This window comes from Streptomyces sp. NPDC001933, from assembly GCF_042890955.1.
Taxonomy (GTDB): domain Bacteria; phylum Actinomycetota; class Actinomycetes; order Streptomycetales; family Streptomycetaceae; genus Streptomyces.
Map to the genome: position 1 here is coordinate 145,514 of NZ_JBIASS010000007.1, position 18,564 is coordinate 164,077.

Annotated in this window: 14 protein-coding genes; 1 reads left to right on the plus strand and 13 read right to left on the minus strand. The window is 71.9% G+C overall.

Annotated elements, in window-relative coordinates:
- Window positions 1-22 precede the first annotated feature (22 nt).
- The 13 genes from galK to rsmI form a co-directional block, all read right to left on the minus strand.
- Complete coding sequence (gene galK / locus ACFYY7_RS19325) at window positions 23-1,210, minus strand: galactokinase (protein ID WP_388662879.1); 1,188 nt, start codon at window positions 1,208-1,210, stop codon at window positions 23-25.
- Window positions 1,207-2,187, minus strand: coding sequence for a UDP-glucose 4-epimerase GalE (gene galE, locus ACFYY7_RS19330; protein WP_388662880.1), 981 nt, complete (start codon window positions 2,185-2,187; stop codon window positions 1,207-1,209). The genes galK and galE overlap by 4 nt, the downstream gene beginning before the upstream one ends.
- Complete coding sequence (gene galT / locus ACFYY7_RS19335; protein ID WP_360932044.1) at window positions 2,184-3,227, minus strand: galactose-1-phosphate uridylyltransferase; 1,044 nt, start codon at window positions 3,225-3,227, stop codon at window positions 2,184-2,186. Before galT ends, galE begins: the two co-directional genes overlap by 4 nt.
- Before the next feature lie 136 nt (window positions 3,228-3,363).
- On the minus strand, window positions 3,364-4,056 hold the full coding sequence (locus ACFYY7_RS19340; protein ID WP_356083206.1) for a LuxR C-terminal-related transcriptional regulator: 693 nt from the start codon (window positions 4,054-4,056) through the stop codon (window positions 3,364-3,366).
- Between the two features lie 288 nt (window positions 4,057-4,344).
- Complete coding sequence (locus ACFYY7_RS19345; RefSeq protein WP_388662882.1) at window positions 4,345-6,243, minus strand: PQQ-binding-like beta-propeller repeat protein; 1,899 nt, start codon at window positions 6,241-6,243, stop codon at window positions 4,345-4,347.
- 133 nt (window positions 6,244-6,376) lie between these two features.
- Window positions 6,377-8,230, minus strand: coding sequence for a PQQ-binding-like beta-propeller repeat protein (locus ACFYY7_RS19350; protein ID WP_388662884.1), 1,854 nt, complete (start codon window positions 8,228-8,230; stop codon window positions 6,377-6,379).
- 244 nt (window positions 8,231-8,474) lie between these two features.
- A complete protein-coding gene (locus tag ACFYY7_RS19355; RefSeq protein WP_388662886.1) occupies window positions 8,475-10,262 on the minus strand; it encodes a PQQ-binding-like beta-propeller repeat protein in 1,788 nt (595 codons plus the stop codon).
- A gap of 114 nt (window positions 10,263-10,376) precedes the next feature.
- On the minus strand, window positions 10,377-12,194 hold the full coding sequence (locus ACFYY7_RS19360) for an ABC-F family ATP-binding cassette domain-containing protein (RefSeq protein WP_388662888.1): 1,818 nt from the start codon (window positions 12,192-12,194) through the stop codon (window positions 10,377-10,379).
- Between the two features lie 100 nt (window positions 12,195-12,294).
- A complete protein-coding gene (locus ACFYY7_RS19365; protein WP_388662890.1) occupies window positions 12,295-13,188 on the minus strand; it encodes a 4-(cytidine 5'-diphospho)-2-C-methyl-D-erythritol kinase in 894 nt (297 codons plus the stop codon).
- Complete coding sequence (gene rsmA, locus ACFYY7_RS19370) at window positions 13,185-14,120, minus strand: 16S rRNA (adenine(1518)-N(6)/adenine(1519)-N(6))-dimethyltransferase RsmA (RefSeq protein WP_388662891.1); 936 nt, start codon at window positions 14,118-14,120, stop codon at window positions 13,185-13,187. Before rsmA ends, ACFYY7_RS19365 begins: the two co-directional genes overlap by 4 nt.
- A 56-nt stretch (window positions 14,121-14,176) precedes the next feature.
- Window positions 14,177-15,043 (minus strand): TatD family hydrolase, encoded by an 867-nt coding sequence (locus ACFYY7_RS19375; protein WP_388662893.1) that lies wholly within the window; start codon window positions 15,041-15,043, stop codon window positions 14,177-14,179.
- Between the two features lie 60 nt (window positions 15,044-15,103).
- Window positions 15,104-15,466, minus strand: coding sequence for a hypothetical protein (locus ACFYY7_RS19380; protein ID WP_388662895.1), 363 nt, complete (start codon window positions 15,464-15,466; stop codon window positions 15,104-15,106).
- A gap of 171 nt (window positions 15,467-15,637) precedes the next feature.
- Window positions 15,638-16,525 (minus strand): 16S rRNA (cytidine(1402)-2'-O)-methyltransferase, encoded by an 888-nt coding sequence (gene rsmI, locus ACFYY7_RS19385; RefSeq protein WP_266732281.1) that lies wholly within the window; start codon window positions 16,523-16,525, stop codon window positions 15,638-15,640.
- A 61-nt stretch (window positions 16,526-16,586) separates the two neighbouring features.
- Between rsmI and ACFYY7_RS19390 the strand changes: the two genes are divergently transcribed.
- The gene (locus ACFYY7_RS19390) at window positions 16,587-18,353 is read left to right on the plus strand and encodes a dolichyl-phosphate-mannose--protein mannosyltransferase (RefSeq protein WP_388662897.1); all 1,767 of its coding nucleotides are present in this window, start codon (window positions 16,587-16,589) and stop codon (window positions 18,351-18,353) included.
- The last annotated feature ends 211 nt before the right edge of the window (window positions 18,354-18,564 follow it).

The window sequence follows — 18,564 nt, forward strand, 5'->3', positions numbered from 1 at the left end:
GACTCCGTCCTGACGAAGGAGCTCAGCCGAGGCGGCGGGCGCCCGCCGAGGGCACGGCCGGGAAGATCCGCGGCGCCGTGTGGCCCGCGGCGGCGAACGCCTCCAGCACGGACTTGGCGACCGTGTCCGCCTGCTCCTGCTCCACCAGCACGATCGCCGAGCCGCCGAAGCCGCCGCCGGTCATCCGCGCACCGAGCGCCCCGGCCTCGTTCGCCGCCGACACCACCAGGTCCAGTTCCGGGCAGGAGACCCGCAGATCGTCGCGGAGCGAGACGTGCCCGGCGTTGAGCACCGGGCCCGCGGCCCGCGCGTCGCCCGCGTCGAGCAGGGCGATGACCTGCTCGACACGCTGGTTGTCGCTGACCACATGGCGTACGTAGCGCACCACGGACTCGTCGACGCCGGCCGCGGCCAGGGTGTCCAGGGCCGCGCCGAGGCCCTCGTACGGCACCTCGCGCAGCGTCCGCACGCCGAGCGCCGCCGCGCCCGCCTCGCAGCCGGCCCGCCGCTCGGCGTAGGCGCCGTCGCCGAGCGCGTGCTTGACCTGGGTGTCGACCACGAGCAGCCGCAGTCCCTGGGCGGCCAGGTCGAAGGGGATCTGGCGCTGGGTGAGGTCGCGGGTGTCGAGGTGCAGTGCGTGGCCCTCGGTGCAGCAGGCGGACGCCATCTGGTCCATGACCCCGCACGGCACACCCACGAAGTCGTTCTCGGCGCGCTGGCCGAGAACCGCCAGCTCCGGTGCGGAGAGCCCGAGTTCGAAGAGGTCGTTCAGGGCGAGCGCGGTGACGACCTCCAGCGCGGCGGAGGAGGACAGCCCCGCGCCGGTGGGGACGGTGGAGGTGAGCTGGATGTCCGCCCCGGTGACCGGGTGGCCGGCCGCGCGCAGCGCCCAGACGACTCCGGCGGGGTAGGCCGCCCAGCCGTGCCCCTGGTGCGGGGCCAGTTCGTCGATCCGGAGCTGGACGACGCCGCCGGGCACGTCGGTGGAGTGGAGCCGCAGTTCGCCGTCGGTGCGGCGGGCGACGGCGGCGCGTGCGGTGTGCGGCAGGGCGAGCGGCATGACGAAGCCGTCGTTGAAGTCGGTGTACTCGCCGATCAGGTTGACCCGGCCGGGGGCCGCCCAGATCCCTTCGGGCTCGCGCCCGTAGAGCTCGGCGAAGGAGGCGGTCAGCTCGGCGCGGGAGGCGGTCGGCTCGGTGTTCTCGGTCATGGGGCGGTGGGCTCCTCTCGGCGGGCGAACGTCCAGGCGTCGGTGACGATTCCGGTCAGGTCGGCGCGGGTCGGCGTCCAGCCGAGCCGCTCCCGGGCGGTGGCGGCGGAGGCGACCAGCACGGCGGGGTCGCCGGCGCGGCGGGGGGCCGCGGTCTCCGGGACGGGGTGGCCGGTGACCTCGCGGACGGTCTCGATGACCTCGCGCACCGAGAAGCCGTTGCCGTTGCCGAGGTTGCAGATCAGGTGCTCGCCGGCGGTGGCCGTGTCCAGGGCCAGCAGGTGGGCCTCGGCGAGGTCGGCGACATGGATGTAGTCGCGGACGCAGGTGCCGTCGGGGGTGGGGTAGTCGTCGCCGTAGACGGAGATCGACTCCCGCTGCCCGAGCGCGACCTGGAGGACCAGCGGGATGAGGTGCGACTCGGGGCTGTGCCGCTCGCCGCAACTGCCGTACGCCCCGGCCACGTTGAAGTACCGCAGCGAGACCGCGGCCAGTCCGTGCGCGGCCGCCTCGCCGGTGATCATGTGGTCGACGGCGAGCTTGGTGGCGCCGTAGGGGTTGGTGGGCGCGGTCGCGTCGGACTCGGTGATGGGGGTGGTGGCCGGTTCGCCGTAGGTGGCGGCGGTGGAGGAGAAGACCAGGGTGCGCACCCCGGCGTCGCGCATCGCGGCGAGCAGGGCGACGGAGCCGCCGACGTTGTTCACCCAGTACTTCTCCGGGTCCGCGACGGACTCGCCGACCTGGGAGTACGCGGCGAAGTGCAGCACCCCGTCGTAGGAGGCGTCCAGCCACTTCGCCGCGTCCTGGATGCGGCCCTCGATGAACTCGGCCCCGGCCGGGACGCCCTCCCGGAACCCGGTCGAGAGGTCGTCGAGGACGGTGACCGCGTGCCCGGCCTCCAGCAGGTGCTGGGCGACCACGCTGCCGACGTATCCCGCGCCGCCCGTGACCAGGTACTTCTTCTGGGGCTTGCTCACTCGCTCGCTACCTCTCGCAGTCGCTGGGCCGCGGCCTCCGGCGGCACATCGTTGATGAACACGTTCATGCCGGATTCGGAACCCGCGAGGAACTTCAGCTTGCCGGAGGTACGTCGGATGGTGAAAAGCTCCAGATGGAGCCCGAAGTCCTCCCGTCCGGGGACCCCGAACGGTGCCTGGTGCCAGGCCGAGATGTACGGGGTCGGCGGCTCGCCGGGGCCGAAGATCCGGTCGAATCGCCTCAAGAGTTCCAGATAAACCTGTGGGAACTCCGTGCGCGCGGCCTCGTCGAGTTCCCGCAGGTCGGGGACGCGGCGGCGGGGGTGGAGGTGGACCTCGTACGGCCAGTGGGCGGCGTACGGCACGAAGGCGACCCAGTGCTCGGCGTCGATGACGATCCGGGAGCCGTCCTTCTCCTCGCGGGCCACCACGTCGTCGAAGAGGTTGCCGCCGGTCTCGGCGCGGTGGGCGGCCATGGAGCGGAACATCAGCTCGGTGCGCGGGGTGACGAAGGGGTACGCGTAGATCTGCCCGTGCGGGTGGCCGAGGGTCACGCCGATCTCGGCGCCCCGGTTCTCGAAGCAGAACACCTGCTTGACCTGCGGGAGTTCGGCCAGTTCGGCAGTGCGGTCGGTCCAGGCCGCGAGGACCAGGGCGGCCTGCTCCTCGGTGAGGTCGGCGAAGGAGGCGTCGTGGTCGGAGGTGAAGCAGACGACCTCGCAGCGGCCGGAGTCACCGGCGAGCGAGGGGAAGCGGTTCTCGAAGACGGCGACGTCGTAGTCGGCCTCGGGGATCTCGCTCTGCCGGCCGTCCCGCGAGGGGCAGAGCGGGCATTCGTCGGCCGGCGGGTGGTAGATGCGGCCCTGGCGGTGCGAGGCGATGGCGACGCTGTCCCCGAGGAACGGGTCCCGGCGGATCTCGGACGAGGTCGAGACCGCGTCGAGGGGGCGCCGGTCGACGGCGTCACGGACGACCTCGTCACGGCTGTCGTAGTAGAGCAGCTCCCGGCCGTCGGCGAGCGTCGTAACCGTCTTCTTCACCAGGTTCCTCCAAACATAACCAAACACAATGAACCACAAGTCAACAACCGCGTCAACGAGTGGTCCACGCCGGGCGACCGAGCGGCCGGACAGGCGTTCAGGTTGTGTATGTGAGGAGCGGTGGTGGCGGCGCGGCTCAGAGACCCGGCCGTCCCGGCCCGCCGGCCGGTGCCGCGCGGTCCAGCAGCCCCGTGCGGGCCGCGAGTGCCGCGGCCTCCAGCCGGGAGCCGACGCCCAGCTTCATCAGCACCCGCTGCACATGCGTACGCGCGGTGCTCGGCGCGATCCGCATCCCGGCCGCGATCAGCCGGGTGTCCTCCCCCTCGGCGACCCGTACCAGGACCTCGACCTCGCGCGGGGTGAGCATCTGGAGCAGCCGCTGCCCCTCGTCGTCCGGCGCCGCGGCGGGGTTGAGCAGCTCGGCGAAGGCGCCCTGGAGGAGCTGCGGCGCCACCGCGGCCTCGCCCGCCCGCGCCTTGACCATCGCCCGTTCGACGCCCTCCATGCGCTCGTCGTGGCGGACGTATCCCGCGGCCCCCGCCGCGAAGGCCGCCGCGATCCCGCGCGGGCTGGGCACCGGTCCCAGCACCACGACGGCCACCTGCGGGCGCTCGCGCCGGATCCGTACGATCGGGTCGAAGGCGCCGGGTTCGGCCGGTGCCGAGGTGCCGAACAGGCAGACCTCCGGGGCCCTGCTGACCACCAGCTCCGCCGCCCCCGATGTCGGTGCGGCCGCCGCGAGGACCCGGTGGCCCCGCAGTTTCAGGGCCGAGGCGAGTGCCTCGGCGAGCAGTCTGTGGTCATCGACCACCATGAGCCGCACGCTCATCGAGCACACCCCCGTTGCACCGGCACACCGGGCCCCCCGGCTCTCCTGACCCGGCAAGCTACACGCTTGTTCGACGCCGCGGGCGTCTTACCGGCCAAAAGGCGCCGGAACGCCGGATCGACGCGTGTTCGGGACCGGTTGTCGGTGTGCCATGTCCGACTGATCACCGTTGTGATCTGCCTGCCGACCGTTACGGATCACTTCGACGGCTCGCACATCCGATCCCGAACGTGCGCGGGGGTGGTGCCCGATGAACGGACACCACCCCCGCACACGTACGGCCCGCTGCTACGGCCTGCTGAAGCTGACCACCAGCCGGCGGCTCGCGTCCAGCGAGCCACTCGGCTTGCTGACCATCGTGCTGGACAGGTACAGGTGCCCGTCGCTGTAGCGGAACTCGGAGTAGTCCGGCGTGAAGCTGGTCTCCGCGTCCCGGATGGACTCGTCGCTCGGGTTCTCCATCAGCACCGTCTGCTTGAACGTGGCGCCGTCGATGGAGACGACCTGGCCGCCCTTGTCGTACGGGGGAACCCGGTAGGCGATGATGTTGCCGCCGTCCATGCGGATCGGGAACATCGTGTAGCGCTCACCCGCGTCGGCCTTGTCGCTGGTCGGCTTGCCGGTGGTGAGGTCGAAGGAGACGATCTCGTTGGTGTCGCCGTACTCGCCGGTGCCCTCGTGGTCCTCGGTCGGCACGTAGATGCGGTTGTTGCCGACGGCCAGCTGGCTGCAGCTCTCGACCTCGGTGGAGGCGCAGCGCGCCGCGTACTTCTCGCCGTCCGCCGCGATCCTGGTGAGCAGCTTGCCGGTGGAGGCGTCGATCGAGAAGAAGTCCGAGATGCCGCTGCCGTCACCGGCGGTGTCGCCGACGTCGGCGGCGACGACCAGCGGCTTGGTGGAGACGATGCTCGCGTAGTCGACGCCGGGCGGCATCTTGTACGAGGAGAGCGGGGCGCCGGTGGTGGGGTTCAGCGCCTGGATGACGAGCTGCGGGTCGTCGTACGTACCGCACTTGCGGACCACCGCGAGTGCTTCGCCGCCGCCGTACCCCTTGTCGTAGCAGCCGTCGGTGGTGGCCTTGGGCTTCCAGCGCTCGGCGCCGGTGTTCAGGTCGAAGGCGGCGCCGCCCTCGGATCCGCCCGCGGCGACCGTGGTGCCGCTGAGCGTGACCTCGTCGAACCTGACGGCCGCGTCACCGCTGGTGGCGGCGGTCACCGACTTGCTCCAGATCAGCTTGCCGGTGCTCAGGTCGAGCGCGCCGACCTGGTTGCACGGCGGGTACTTGGTCGCCTTGGTCGGCTTGCTCTGCTCGAAGACGATCGCGGTCTTGAAGTCCTTGGACATGTGCCGGGACGCGGCGCAGACCTGGCCCGCCAGCGGGATGGACCACAGCTTGGTGCCCTTGGCCGGGTCGTAGGCCACGATCTCGTTCAGGCCGGTCTTCACGTACGCCTTGTCGGTCAGCCAGGAGCCGTCGACCTTGGTGATGTCTGTGACCTTGGGCAGCGGCAGCTGGAAGGCGACCTTGGACTTGGGGTCCGCGGGAGCCTTCTCCGTGCCGGCGCCGTCGACGGCGTTGCCGCCCTTGTTCTCGCCGTCCTTGCCCTCGGTGGCGCCGCTGGACGAGGACGCCTCCTCCTTCTTGTCGCCGCCGTCGCCGGAGGCGTACCAGATGCCGCCCGCGACGATCAGCACCACGGCGACCGAGGCGGCGACGATGATCTGCATCTGGGTGGAGAACTTCTTGCCGCCGTCGCCGTTCTGCGGCGGCATCTGCGGCTGCTGCATCGGGGCGGTCTGGTAGCCGTACCCCTGCTGCGGCGGCTGGCCGGGCGGCAGGCCCTGGGGGAATCCGTAACCCTGCTGCGGCTGTCCGGGCACGGGCGCCTGCGGGTAGCCGTAACCGGGCTGCGTGGGCTGGTTCTGCGGGTAGCCGTAGCCCGGCTGCTGACCCTGCGGGTAGCCGTAACCGGGGCCCGGCTGCTGCGGTGCGCCGGCGGGCGGCGGGGTGTCAGCGGGCGGCGGCGTCGGAGCGCCGAAGCCGCCGGCGGGCGGGGTGGCCTGCTGCTTGCCGAACGGGTCCGCGGGCGGCGGCGTCGGGGCGCCGAACCCACCGGGCGGGGGGTCCTGCGGGGCACCGAATCCGCCCTGGGGCGGATCGTTGGGCGGCTGGGGCGGCTGCGTCATGGCGTACGTACCTCTGGGGGAAAGGGAGTCGGTGGGACGGGTCCGGCAGCGGTCGGTGTGCTCCGGCCGCTGCCGGTCATGAGCCGTGGGGCTCCGACGGCAGGGTGGTGCCGTCGAGGGGCGTCGTGAGCCGTCAGTTGCCGAAGGCCATCATGGTCTTCGTCTCCAGCTCTTCCTTGTCGTTCCTGGCGCTGACCCGGCCGCTGGCGATGAACGAACGGCCGCCCGCGTAGAGGACCTTCGTGCTGTAGAAGCCGCGCTCGATCTCGGACGTCGACGCGGGGTGCTGCAGCAGCATCCGCGGGGCGCCGCCGGTCGGTGCGAGGGTGGCGATGCCGCCGCCCTTCTCGTAGGCGGTCTCCACGTAGAGCAGCACATTGCCGCCCTCCATGCGCAGCGGCTTCACCGTGCGCTCGGCCGGGGCGGCCGCCTTCCACTTGGACTTGCCGGTGTTCAGGTCGAACGCCACGACCTTGTTCGTACGGGCGGTGCCGCTGGAGTCCGGCGCGGTCGCCATGTAGAAGGTGTTGGCGTCGGCGGCGACTCCGGTGCAGCCGTCGAGGGACTTGCCGAAGATGGCGAAGGCGCTGCCGCAGTCCGGGGCGAACTTGTCACCCTTGTCGCTGGTGATGCCGGTGCGGAGAGTGCCGTTCTCCTTCAGCGCGAGGATGCTCCACTCCTTGTCCTTCTTCAGCGAGACCACCAGCGGGCCGACCGAGTAGACCTTGTCGATCTCCCAGCCGCGCTTGGGCCGGTAGGTCCACATGGCCTTCCCCGTGTTCGGGTCGAGCTGCTGGATCTGGTGCTGCGGGTTGTTGACGTCGTCGGTGCGGCAGTTGGAGGCGGCGATCAGCTTGGACCCGCCGGCGAAGGCGAACGGCTGGCAGATGCCGGACGGCTTGCCGAACAGTTCCTTGCCGTCGCTGACCCGGTAGGCGTTGGAGTTCCCGGTGCGCCCGACCGTCACGGTGTCGCCGCTGATGGCCAGCGAGATGTCCGACAGGAAGTCCCAGGTGCCGTTCTGCTTGATCGACTTCTTCCAGCCGGCCTTGCCCGTGGCGAGGTCGAGCATCTGGAGATCGGCGCAGTCCGCCTTGTCGGTGGTGCCGTTCTTGACCCCGATGACGATCTTGCCGTTGGTCGTGGGCTGGGCGGGCGCCGCACACAGGTCGGCGGGCAGCTTGAGGGTCCACTTCTGCTTGCCGTCGGCGACCGAGTAGCCGGAGACCGAGCGGTACATGCCCCTGACGATCGTGTCGCCGGCCACCCAGGGGCCGTACACGTCGGAGCCGTTGCGCGGCAGGTCGATGTCGTTCTTCTGGAGCCAGAGGACCTTCGCCTCGCCGGCCTTGCGCCCCGCGTTGAGGTCGTCGTCGGCGCCGCGGCCCTCGCCGTCGCCGTTGCCGTCGCCCTCGTTGACGGAGGGCGAGACGCTCGGCTCGGCGTCGCCGCTCTCCTTCGCGACGGGCTTCTTCTCGTCGTCGCCCCCGCTCGTGGCGACGAATATGCCGCCGCCGATCACCAGGAGCGCGGCGGCCGCGGCACCGATGATGATCGCGGGCTTGCGCTTGGAGGCGCCGCCGCCCGGACCGCCGGGGGCCGGGGCGCCGGGGTACTGCTGCTGCGGGTAGCCGTGACCGGGCTGCTGACCGTAGGGGCCGGGCTGCTGACCGTACGGACCGGGCTGCTGGGCGTAAGGACCCGGCTGTTGGGCGTAGGGGCCCGGCTGCTGGGCATACGGGCCGGGCTGCTGCTGGCCGTACGGGCCCGGCTGCTGCTGGCCCGGCTGCTGCGGGTAGCCGTAGCCGGGGGCCTGGCCCGGCGGCTGGCCGGGTGCCTGCGGGTAGCCGTAGCCCGGCTGGGTGGGCGGCTGGGCCGGTGGCGGCGTCTGCGGCGGGCCCTGGGACGGCTGAGGACTCCCCTGCGGCGGCTGTTGCGGCGCGCCGAAGCCTCCCTGCGGCGGTTGCTGGCTGGGCGGCTGGGTCATCAGCACGTCCCCCTTCGTGCGGTCCGGTGCCCGGTCCGATCTCCCCCGCGATTCCGTGGAGCGCCACGGGGCCGAAACCCCCTGAACTCCCTGGAAAGGAGCGAATCAGGCATGGATCCCGCGGCGTTACGTCAGTCGAGCGGGGCTTCTTTGTACCACCCGCGAGACCTCGGGCACCGGGGCGGTCCGCCCCCTGTTCCCAAGGGAGAACCGCCCCGTGATGCCTCCGTTACGCCTCGGACCGTCAGTTGCCGAAGACCGCCAGCGACTTCGCCCGCTTCTCGTCCCCGTCCTCGATCCCGCTGAGGCTCGTGCTCAGGAGGAGGGAACGCCCGTTCACGTAGGCGGCCCGCACGTCGAAGAGCGCGCGTTCGGCCTCCGCCCCCGCGGCCGGGTGCCGGACCACCATCTGCGGTGTCCCGCCGGCCGGCGGGAGGGACGCGATGCCGCCGCCCTTGTTCTGCGCCGCCGACAGGTACATCAGCAGCCTGCCGCCCTCCACCCGCATCGGCATCAGGGTCTGCCCGGCGGGGGCGGCGGCCTTCCACTTCGTCTGTCCACTGGCCAGATCGAAGGCGACGACCTTGTTCGTGGGGTCGGACTCACCGGGCTTGGTCGCCAGGTACACCGTCTTGTCGTCGGCCGCCGCCCCGAGGCAGTTGTCGAGGTTCCTGCCGTCGGAGGCCACGTCGGTGTCGCACTGCGTCTTGTAGTTCTCGTCGCCGCCGACCAGTTGGGAGCGGTAGGTGCCGTCCGCGTTGAGCATGATGATCGCCCATTCGTCGCCCTTCTTCAGGGAGACGACCAGCGGGCTGACCGAGTAGAACTGCGCGATCTCCCAGCCCTTCTTGACCTGGTACTTCCACAGGACCTTGCCGGTGGCGGGGTCGATCCGCTCCACCAGCTGCTCCTTGTGGTCGTCGGCCGCGGTCTGGCAGCTGGCCGCGGCGATCGCCACCGGGCCGCTCGCGAAGCCGAACGGCTGGCAGTTGCCCGGCAGTTTCCCGAAGAGCACCTTGCCGTCGCTGACCCGGTAGGCGTCCGTCCTGGTCTTGCGCCCGATGGTCACGGTGTCGCCGTTGATCGCCATCGCGGGGTTGGACAGCAGGTCCCAGGCACCCTGTCGCTTGAATGTCCTGTACCAACCGGCCTTGCCGGTCGTGAGGTCGACCATCTGGAGCGCGCTGCAGATCGCCTGGTCGCCGTGGCCGGTCTGGACCCCGAGGACGATCTTGCCGTCGGCGGTGGCCTGCGAGGGGGCCGCGCACATCGCGGCCGGCAGGCGCAGGCTCCACTTCCGGCTGCCGTCGGCGACGGAGTAACCGGAGACGGTGTGGAACATCGCCTTGACGACGGTGTCGCCGACGATCCAGGGGCCGTACACGTTCGCGCCGTTGGGCGGCAGGTCGACGCCGCCCTCCTGGAGCCAGAGGACCTTCGCCTCGCCCGGCTTGCGCTTGGCGTTGATCCCGTCGGCCTCCGCGCGGAGGTCGCTCGGCCCCTGGTCCTCACCCTTGCCATCGGGCTTGCCCTTGCCGGTGGACGAGGTGTCCGGCTCCGGGCCGGCGCTCTTCTTCGCCGCGGGCTTCGTCCCGTCGCCCCCGCTCGTGGCCAGCCAGACGCCACCGCCGGCCAGCAGCACCACCGCGAGCACGGCGCCGACGACCGCCCCGCGCCGACCCCGGAAGAACCCTCCGCCGCCGCTGCCGGCGGGGCCACCGGGCTGCGGTGACGACGGCGCACCGTAGGGGCCGAACCGGGTGGGCGCGCTGTGCAGCCCCGGCTGCGGCGGCACGCCGTATGGTCCGGGCTGGGTGGGCGTCGCCCCGTACGGGCCGGGGGGCTGCGCGGGCGGGTTGTACAGACCCGGGGGCTGGGTGCCGTACGGGCCGGCGGCCTGGCCCGGCGGCTGGGCGGGAGGCCCGTACGGGCCGGCGGCCCGGCCGGACGGGGAATCGTATGAACCGGACTGGGGGTCGTACGGAGCCCCGAAGCCCTCCTGCGGCGGTTGCTGGCCGGGTGGCTGGGTCATCAGCACGTCCCCCTCGGTGCTTCGTGCGGACGGGCCGGCTTCCGCGCCGGACAAGGCTTCTTTCTATCACCCGTCCCACGAGCCCCAGCCGTCACACCTGACGCACCGAAGCGGTCAGGCGTCCTCGGCCAGCTCCAGCCAGCGCATCTCCAACTCGTCGCGTTCCGCGACCAGTTCGCGCAGCTCCGCGTCGAGCTTCGCCACCTTCTCGAAGTCCGTGGCGTGCTCCGCGATCTGCGCGTGCAGCGTGGTCTCGCGTGTGGAGATCTTGTCGAGTTGCCGCTCGACCTTCTGGAGCTCCTTCTTCGCCGCGCGGGCGGCCTGCGGGGAGAGGGCCGCGGCCGGGGCGGCGGTCTCCTTGGCCGGGGCGGGCGCGGCGGACGGCGTGGCCGCCTCCTCCATCCGCTGCCTGCGCTCCAGGTACTCGTCGATCCCGCGCGGCAGCATCCGCAGCGCGCGGTCGCCGAGCAGCGCCATCACCCGGTCCGTGGTCCGCTCGATGAAGAACCGGTCGTGGGAGATCACGATCATCGATCCGGGCCAGCCGTCGAGGAGGTCCTCCAGCTGGGTCAGGGTCTCGATGTCGAGGTCGTTGGTGGGCTCGTCGAGGAAGAGGACGTTCGGCTCGTCCATCAGCAGGCGCAGGATCTGGAGCCGGCGCCGCTCACCGCCGGAGAGGTCGCCGACCGGGGTCCACTGCTTCTCCTTCGAGAAGCCGAACTGCTCGCAGAGCTGGCCCGCGGTCATCTCGCGGCCCTTGCCGAGGTCGACCCGGTCCCGTACCTGCTGAACGGCCTCCAGGACCCGCAGGTTCGGGTTGAGCTCGTGGACCTCCTGGGAGAGGTAGGCCAGCTTGACGGTCTTGCCGACGACGACCTTCCCCGCGGCGGGCTGCGCGTCGCCCTGGGTGCGGGCCGCCTCGGCCAGCGCCCGCAGCAGCGAGGTCTTGCCCGCGCCGTTGACCCCGACCAGGCCGATCCGGTCGCCGGGGCCGAGCTGCCAGGTGAGGTGGGTGAGCAGCGTCTTGGGGCCGGCCTGGACGGTCACGTCCTCCAGGTCGAAGACGGTCTTGCCGAGCCGGGCGTTGGCGAACTTCATCAGCTCGCTGGTGTCGCGCGGCGGCGGCACGTCGGCGATCAGCTCGTTGGCCGCCTCGATGCGGTAGCGCGGCTTGGACGTACGGGCGGGGGCACCGCGGCGCAGCCAGGCCAGTTCCTTGCGCATCAGGTTCTGCCGCTTGGACTCCTCGGTCGCGGCGATCCGCTCCCGCTCGGCCCGCGCGAAGACGTAGTCGCTGTAGCCGCCCTCGTACTCGTGGACCGCGCCGCGCTGGACGTCCCACATGCGGGTGCAGACCTGGTCGAGGAACCAGCGGTCGTGGGTGACGCAGACGAGCGCGGAGCGGCGGGCCCGCAGGTGGCCGGCCAGCCAGGAGATGCCCTCGACGTCGAGGTGGTTGGTCGGCTCGTCGAGGACGATCAGGTCCTGCTCGGCGATGAGCAGCTTGGCCAGCGCGATCCGGCGCCGCTCGCCGCCGGAGAGCGGGGCGATGACGGTGTCCAGGCCGTGCTCGAAGCCCGGCAGGGCCAGCCCGCCGAAGAGCCCGGTGAGCACGTCGCGGATCTTGGCGCTGCCCGCCCACTCGTGGTCGGCGAGGTCGCCGATCACCTCGTGGCGGATGGTCGCCTGCGGGTCGAGCGAGTCGTGCTGGGTGAGGACGCCGAGCCGCAGCCCGCCGCTGTGGGTGACGCGTCCGCTGTCCGCCTCCTCCAGCCGGGCGAGCATCCGGATGAGCGTCGTCTTGCCGTCGCCGTTGCGGCCCACGACACCGATCCGGTCCCCCTCGGACACCCCGAGGGACACGCCGTCGAGCAGGGCACGGGTGCCGTACACCTTGCTGACCTGCTCGACATTGACCAGATTGACGGCCATTTCACTCCTGCCCAGGGGGAACGATCGGCTTCCCAGGGTACGGGGCGGCGGCGGTGCGATGTCCGCTCGCCCTTGCCGCCCCGCGTGGAGGCAGGCTCCGTCAGACGACCGTGGCCCCCGGCGCCGGGGACACCGCCGTCCGTGCGTTGCGGCAGGTGCCGGAGGTGAGCAGTGCCTCGGCGACCTTGCGGGCCGACTCCTCGTCCGCCACCAGGAACGCGGTGGTCGGTCCGGAGCCGGAGACCAGGGCGGCCAGGGCGCCGGCCGCGGTGCCCGCGGCGAGGGTGTCGGCGAGCGAGGGGCGCAGGGAGAGCGCGGCGGGCTGGAGGTCGTTGGTGAGCGCCGCGGCGAGCGCGGTGGCGTCGCCGGTGCGCAGGGCGTCGAGGAGCGCGGGGGAGGCTTCCGGCTCGGGGACGTCGGTGTCCGCGGTCAGCCGGTCGAACTCGCCGTAGACGGCCGGGGTGGAGAGCCCGCCGTCGGCGACCGCGAAGACCCAGTGGAAGGTGCCCCCGACGTCGATCGGGGTGAGCCGCTCGCCGCGTCCGGTGCCGAGGGCGGCGCCGCCGACCAGGCTGAACGGGACGTCGCTGCCCAGCTCGGCGCAGATGGCGAGGAGCTCGTCCCGGGTGGCGCCGGTGGACCAGAGGGCGTCGCAGGCCAGCAGGGCGGCCGCGCCGTCGGCACTGCCGCCCGCCATGCCGCCCGCGACGGGGATGTCCTTGGCGATGTGGATGTGCACATCGGGTGCGATGCCGTGCCGCTCGGCCAGCGCGATCGCGGCGCGGGCGGCGAGGTTGCTCGCGTCCAGCGGGACCTGGGCGGCGTCCGGGCCGGAGCAGGTGATGCGCAGCCCGTCGGCGGGGGTGACGGTGACCTCGTCGTACAGGCCGACGGCGAGGAAGACATTGGCCAGGTCGTGGAAGCCGTCGGGGCGCGGGGCGCCGACCGCGAGCTGGACGTTGACCTTGGCGGGTACGCGGACGGTGATGCTCACTCGCCACTCCCTGAGGGCTCGTTCCCGGCGGTTCCGGAGGTCCCGGCGGTCCCGGCGGCCTCGGTGGTGCCGGAGGGCTTGTTCTCGGCGATGGCGGCGAACTCCTCGACGGTCAGCGACTCGCCCCGGGCCTGCGGCGAGATCCCGGCCGCGACCAGGGCCGCCTCGGCGGCGGGTGCGGAGCCGGCCCAGCCGGCCAGGGCCGCCCGCAGCGTCTTGCGGCGCTGGGCGAAGGCCGCGTCGACGACCGCGAAGACCTCGGTCCTGCTCGCGCTCGTCGCGATCGGCTCGGTGCGCCGGACCAGGGAGACCAGTCCGGAGTCCACGTTCGGGGCGGGCCAGAAGACGTTGCGGCCGATGGAGCCGGCCCGCTTGACGTCCGCGTACCAGTTGGCCTTCACCGACGGCACGCCGTAGACCTTGTTGCCCGGCCGTGCGGCCAGCCGGTCGGCGACCTCGGCCTGGACCATGACGAGGGTGCGCTCGATGGACGGGAAGCGCTCCAGCATCGTCAGCAGGACCGGTACGGCGACGTTGTACGGCAGGTTCGCGACCAGCGCGGTCGGCGCCGGGCCGGGCAGCTCCCGGACCAGCATCGCGTCGGAGTGCACCAGGGCGAACCGGTCGGCGCGCCCCGGCATCCGGGCCGCGACCGTGGCCGGCAGCGCGCCCGCCAGCACGTCGTCGATCTCGACGGCGACGACCCGGTCCGCCGCCTCCAGCAGCGCCAGGGTCAACGAGCCGAGCCCCGGGCCGACCTCGACGACGACGTCGTCCGGACGGACCTGAGCCGTCCGTACGATCCGGCGGACCGTATTGGCGTCGATGACGAAGTTCTGGCCGCGCTGCTTGGTCGGGCGTACGCCCAGCTCGGCGGCCAGCTCGCGGATGTCTGCGGGGCCCAGGAGGGCGTCGGGCTCAGTGGTGCTCACCTGTAAAGCGTAAGGGCCCCCGCGATTCGCGCCCGCCGCCGTGGCGCTCAGCGGTCTCAGTAGTCGAAGGCCCGCGCCGTGTTGTCCGCGATCGCCTCCGCCAGGGTGTCCTCGTCCACGCCCTTCACCGCCGCCATGGCGCGCAGTGTGACGGGGATGAGATACGGCGCGTTGGGCCGCCCCCGGTACGGGGCGGGCGTCAGGAACGGGGCGTCCGTCTCGACCAGGACCAGCTCCGTCGGCGCGACGGCCAGGGCGTCCCGCAGCGGCTGGGCGTTCTTGAAGGTGACGTTGCCCGCGAAGGACATGAAGTACCCGGCGTCCGCGCAGATCCGGGCCATGTCGGCGTCGCCGGAGTAGCAGTGGAACACGGTCCGCTCGGGGGCGCCCGCGTCGGCGAGGATGCGCAGCACGTCCGCGTGCGCCTCGCGGTCGTGGATGACCAGCGCCTTGCCGTGCCGCTTGGCGATCTCGATGTGGGCCCGGAAGGACTCCTCCTGCGCGGCCATGCCCTCGGGGCCGGTACGGAAGCAGTCGAGCCCGGTCTCGCCGACGCCGCGTACGTGGTCGAGCGCGGCCAGCGCGTCGATCTCGGCGAGCGCCTCGTGCAGCGCCGCCGTGCCGCCCGCCGCGCGCGCCCCCTGGCGGGCGGTGCCCTCGGGGTCGCCGTGCACGATGCGCGGCGCCTCGTTGGGGTGCAGGGCGACCGCCGCGTGCACGTTCGGGTGCGCGGCGGCGGTCTCGGCGGCCCACCGCGAACCGGCCACGTCGCATCCCACCTGGACCACGGTGGTCACATTGACCGCGGCGGCCCTGGCCAGGCCCTCCTCGACGGTCGCGTCCTGCATGTCCAGGTGGGTGTGCGAATCGGCGACCGGTACCCGGAGGGGTTCGGGCAGCGGCGGGGCTTCGGTACGGCTCATGACGACGATCGTACGAGGACCCGCCGGTACGCCCGGCCCGCAGTGGGACGAACCGGGGGCCTACCTCCGGTGGAAGGAGTGCAGCAGGTCGGACAGGTGCCAGTGGTGCCCGGTGCCCGCGGGGGCGGTGGCCTCGTCGCTCTGGGCCGCCGGCCGCGACGGCTGGGGGTTGTGGAGCAGCTGCTGGACGGTCGAGACCCGGCCGGACCGCATGATCCGGACCACGTGTCCGCCGCAGTTCGCGCAGCTGGGCCGGGAAAGAGGGGAGGGCACCCGCTCCCCGTCCGCCTTGTATATGACGAAGGCGTTGTTCGATCCGTCGACGTGGTGCTCTATCTCGTAGGCCTGCTCCCAGCCGTGCCCGCACCTCATGCAGGCGAAGGCGTACGCCTCGTGTGCGGTGGCTGCTGCGATCTCGCTCATGCCCGCTCCTTTGTCCGCCGGACAGGCACTCCGGGCAAACGCTCCGGAGAATGCGTCCCTGCTTCAGTGGACGCCTTTACCGGCAGGAACGCACCGGGCCCTGTCGACTGTTGGAGCGCTTTTGGCCTGCGCGTGGCAGAAAGGCCCGGTACGCGGCTCTCGCTTTGCTTTTCACGACAGTCCTTTGCCCTCCGCAGGACCGGTTCGCGCCGCGTTCTTTGCCGCGACGACCGCGTCGAACACTTCGCGCTTGGGCAGCCCCGCGTCGGCGGCCACGGCGGCGATCGCCTCCTTGCGCCGCTCCCCCGCCTCCTCGCGCACCCGCACCCTGCGTACCAGCTCCTCGGCGTCCAGTTCCTCGGGTCCGGACTCGGCCGCGCCCTCGACGACGACGGTGATCTCGCCGCGTACCCCTTCGGCCGCCCAGACGGCCAGTTCGCCCAGCGGGCCGCGCTTCACTTCCTCGTAGGTCTTGGTCAGTTCCCGGCACACGGCGGCCCTGCGGTCGGCGCCGAAGACCTCGGCCATCGCGGCGAGGGTGTCGTCGAGCCGGTGCGGGGCCTCGAAGAAGACCATGGTGCGGCGCTCGTCGGCGACCTCGCGGAGCCGGCCGAGCCGTTCGCCGGCCTTGCGGGGCAGGAAGCCCTCGAAGCAGAAGCGGTCGACGGGCAGCGCGGACAGGGCGAGCGCGGTGAGCACGGCGGACGGGCCGGGGACCGCGGTGACCTTGATGTCCTTCTCCACGGCGGCGGCCACCAGCCGGTAGCCGGGGTCGGATACGGACGGCATCCCGGCGTCCGTGACCAGCAGGACCCGGGCGCCGCCGGTCAGTGCCTCGACGAGTTCGGGCGTACGGGCCGACTCGTTGCCCTCGAAGTAGGAGACGACCCGCCCCGTGGTGTGGATGCCGAGCGCCTGCGTGAGGCGGCGAAGCCTGCGGGTGTCCTCGGCGGCGACGACGTCCGCCGTCTCCAGCTCGGCGGCGAGGCGCGGCGGGGCGTCCGCCACATCGCCGATGGGGGTTCCTGCGAGTACCAGCGTTCCAGTCGTTCCAGTCACAAAGCCATCCTCCCAGCACGGGCGACAGCGTTCGCACAGATGCGTTCCCTACGATGGCGCGGTGACGAGTACTGCGCCCGAAGCCCGGAAGGGCCAAGACGCCGGGGAACCGCACGGCGAAGCACCGGCCTCCTGGCAGCAGCGGCTGCGCCGCTTCGGCCATTCGCCCCGGCCCGGGATCGGGCTGCGCGAGCGGCTTGTCCCGCCGTACACCAGGCCCGGCATCCAGTTGTGGGCGGTGCTCGGGATCTCACCGCCGATGGCCGACCGCCTGGTGCGGTGGTCGGCGTGGGGCGGTCCGCTGCTGGTGGCGCTGGTCGCGGGGGTGCTGCGGTTCTGGAATCTGGGCAGCCCGCACGCGCTGATATTCGACGAGACGTACTACGCCAAGGACTCCTGGGCCCTGATCAACCAGGGGTACGAGGGCGACTGGCCCAAGGACATCGACAAGCTGATCCTCGCGGACCCGTCGAAGGTGGACATCCCGGTGGACCCGGGCTATGTCGTGCACCCGCCGGTCGGCAAGTGGATCATCGGGCTCGGTGAGCACTTCTTCGGGTTCACGCCGTTCGGCTGGCGGTTCATGGTGGCGGTGCTCGGCACGCTGTCGGTGCTGATGCTGTGCCGGATCGGCCGGCGGCTGTTCCGCTCGACGTTCCTGGGCTGCCTGGCGGGCGCCCTGCTCACCGTCGACGGTCTGCACTTCGTGATGAGCCGCACCGCGCTGCTCGACCTGGTGCTGATGTTCTTCGTGCTGGCGGCGTTCGGCGCGCTCCTGATCGACCGCGACTGGGCCCGGCGCAGACTGGCCGCGGCGCTGCCGGTCGACGAGGAAGGGGTGCTGCGCCCCGACGCGGGGGTCGCGGAGAACCTGCGGCTCGGCTGGCGGCCCTGGCGGATCACCGCGGGCCTGATGCTGGGTCTGGCCTTCGCCACCAAGTGGAACGGCCTGTACATCCTGGCCGCCTTCGGCCTGATGACGGTGTTGTGGGACGTCGGCGCGCGCCGCACCGCGGGTGCGGTCCGGCCGTACCTGGCGGTGCTGAAGCGGGATCTGGTGCCGGCGTTCGTCTCGACGGTCCCGGTCGCGATCCTGACGTACCTCGTCTCCTGGACCGGCTGGATCGTCACCGGCAAGGGCTACTACCGGAACTGGGCGCAGACCGACGGCCGGGGCGGCAACTGGACCTGGCTGCCGGACTGGCTGCGCAGCCTGTGGCACTACGAGTACCAGGTCTACGAATTCCATGTGAACCTGACGTCCGGCCACACCTACCAGTCCAATCCGTGGAGCTGGATCGTGCTGGGCCGGCCCGTCTCGTACTTCTGGGAGGAGGAGCCGGGCTGCAAGGCGTCGGCGACCGGCAAGTGCGCGCGCGAGGTGCTGGCGATCGGGACGCCGCTGCTGTGGTGGGCGGCGTGCTTCGCCCTGGTGTACGTGCTGTGGCGGTGGTTCTTCCGGCGCGACTGGCGGGCGGGGGCGATCGCCTGCGGCGTGGCGGCGGGCTGGCTGCCCTGGTTCTTCTACCAGGAGCGGACGATCTTCCTCTTCTACGCGGTCGTGTTCGTTCCGTTCCTGTGTCTGGCGGTGACGATGATGATCGGCGCGATGCTGGGCCCGGCGGCCGGGACCGGGCCGAAGGACGAACTCGGCCTGGGTTCCGGCGATCCGACGGGCGAACGGCGGCGGACGCTGGGCGCGATCGGGGCGGGCGTCCTGGTCCTGCTGATCATCTGGAACTTCATCTACTTCTGGCCGATCTTCACGGGCACGCCGATCCCCGACGGTTCGTGGCGCGACCGGATGTGGCTGGACACCTGGATCTAGCAGAACCACCGAGGGGCCGCGGTCGATGGCCGCGGCCTCACCGAGCATCGCCGGCTGCCCCTTGGCCGCCTGCCCGCCGGCCGCGTCGCGGCATCGGATTCGGGGCAGATATCGCGTTCCGATAACAACCGCCCCCGTCCTCACTACGGTCCCGTAGGGTGCCGAGCAGCACTCCTTGAACACGTTCAAGGGGGACTCCTGGGGAGGGGGA

Excerpts from the sequence above, each read along its gene's own strand:
- ACFYY7_RS19380 (WP_388662895.1), bottom strand. The coding sequence starts at position 15,466 with ATGAGCGAGATCGCAGCAGCCACCGCACACGAGGCGTACGCCTTCGCC.
- ACFYY7_RS19355 (WP_388662886.1), bottom strand. The coding sequence starts at position 10,262 with ATGACCCAGCCACCCGGCCAGCAACCGCCGCAGGAGGGCTTCGGGGCT.
- ACFYY7_RS19360 (WP_388662888.1), bottom strand. The coding sequence starts at position 12,194 with ATGGCCGTCAATCTGGTCAATGTCGAGCAGGTCAGCAAGGTGTACGGC.
- ACFYY7_RS19350 (WP_388662884.1), bottom strand. The coding sequence starts at position 8,230 with ATGACCCAGCCGCCCAGCCAGCAACCGCCGCAGGGAGGCTTCGGCGCG.
- galK (WP_388662879.1), bottom strand. The coding sequence starts at position 1,210 with ATGACCGAGAACACCGAGCCGACCGCCTCCCGCGCCGAGCTGACCGCC.
- ACFYY7_RS19375 (WP_388662893.1), bottom strand. The coding sequence starts at position 15,043 with ATGAGCCGTACCGAAGCCCCGCCGCTGCCCGAACCCCTCCGGGTACCG.
- ACFYY7_RS19345 (WP_388662882.1), bottom strand. The coding sequence starts at position 6,243 with ATGACGCAGCCGCCCCAGCCGCCCAACGATCCGCCCCAGGGCGGATTC.
- ACFYY7_RS19340 (WP_356083206.1), bottom strand. The coding sequence starts at position 4,056 with ATGAGCGTGCGGCTCATGGTGGTCGATGACCACAGACTGCTCGCCGAG.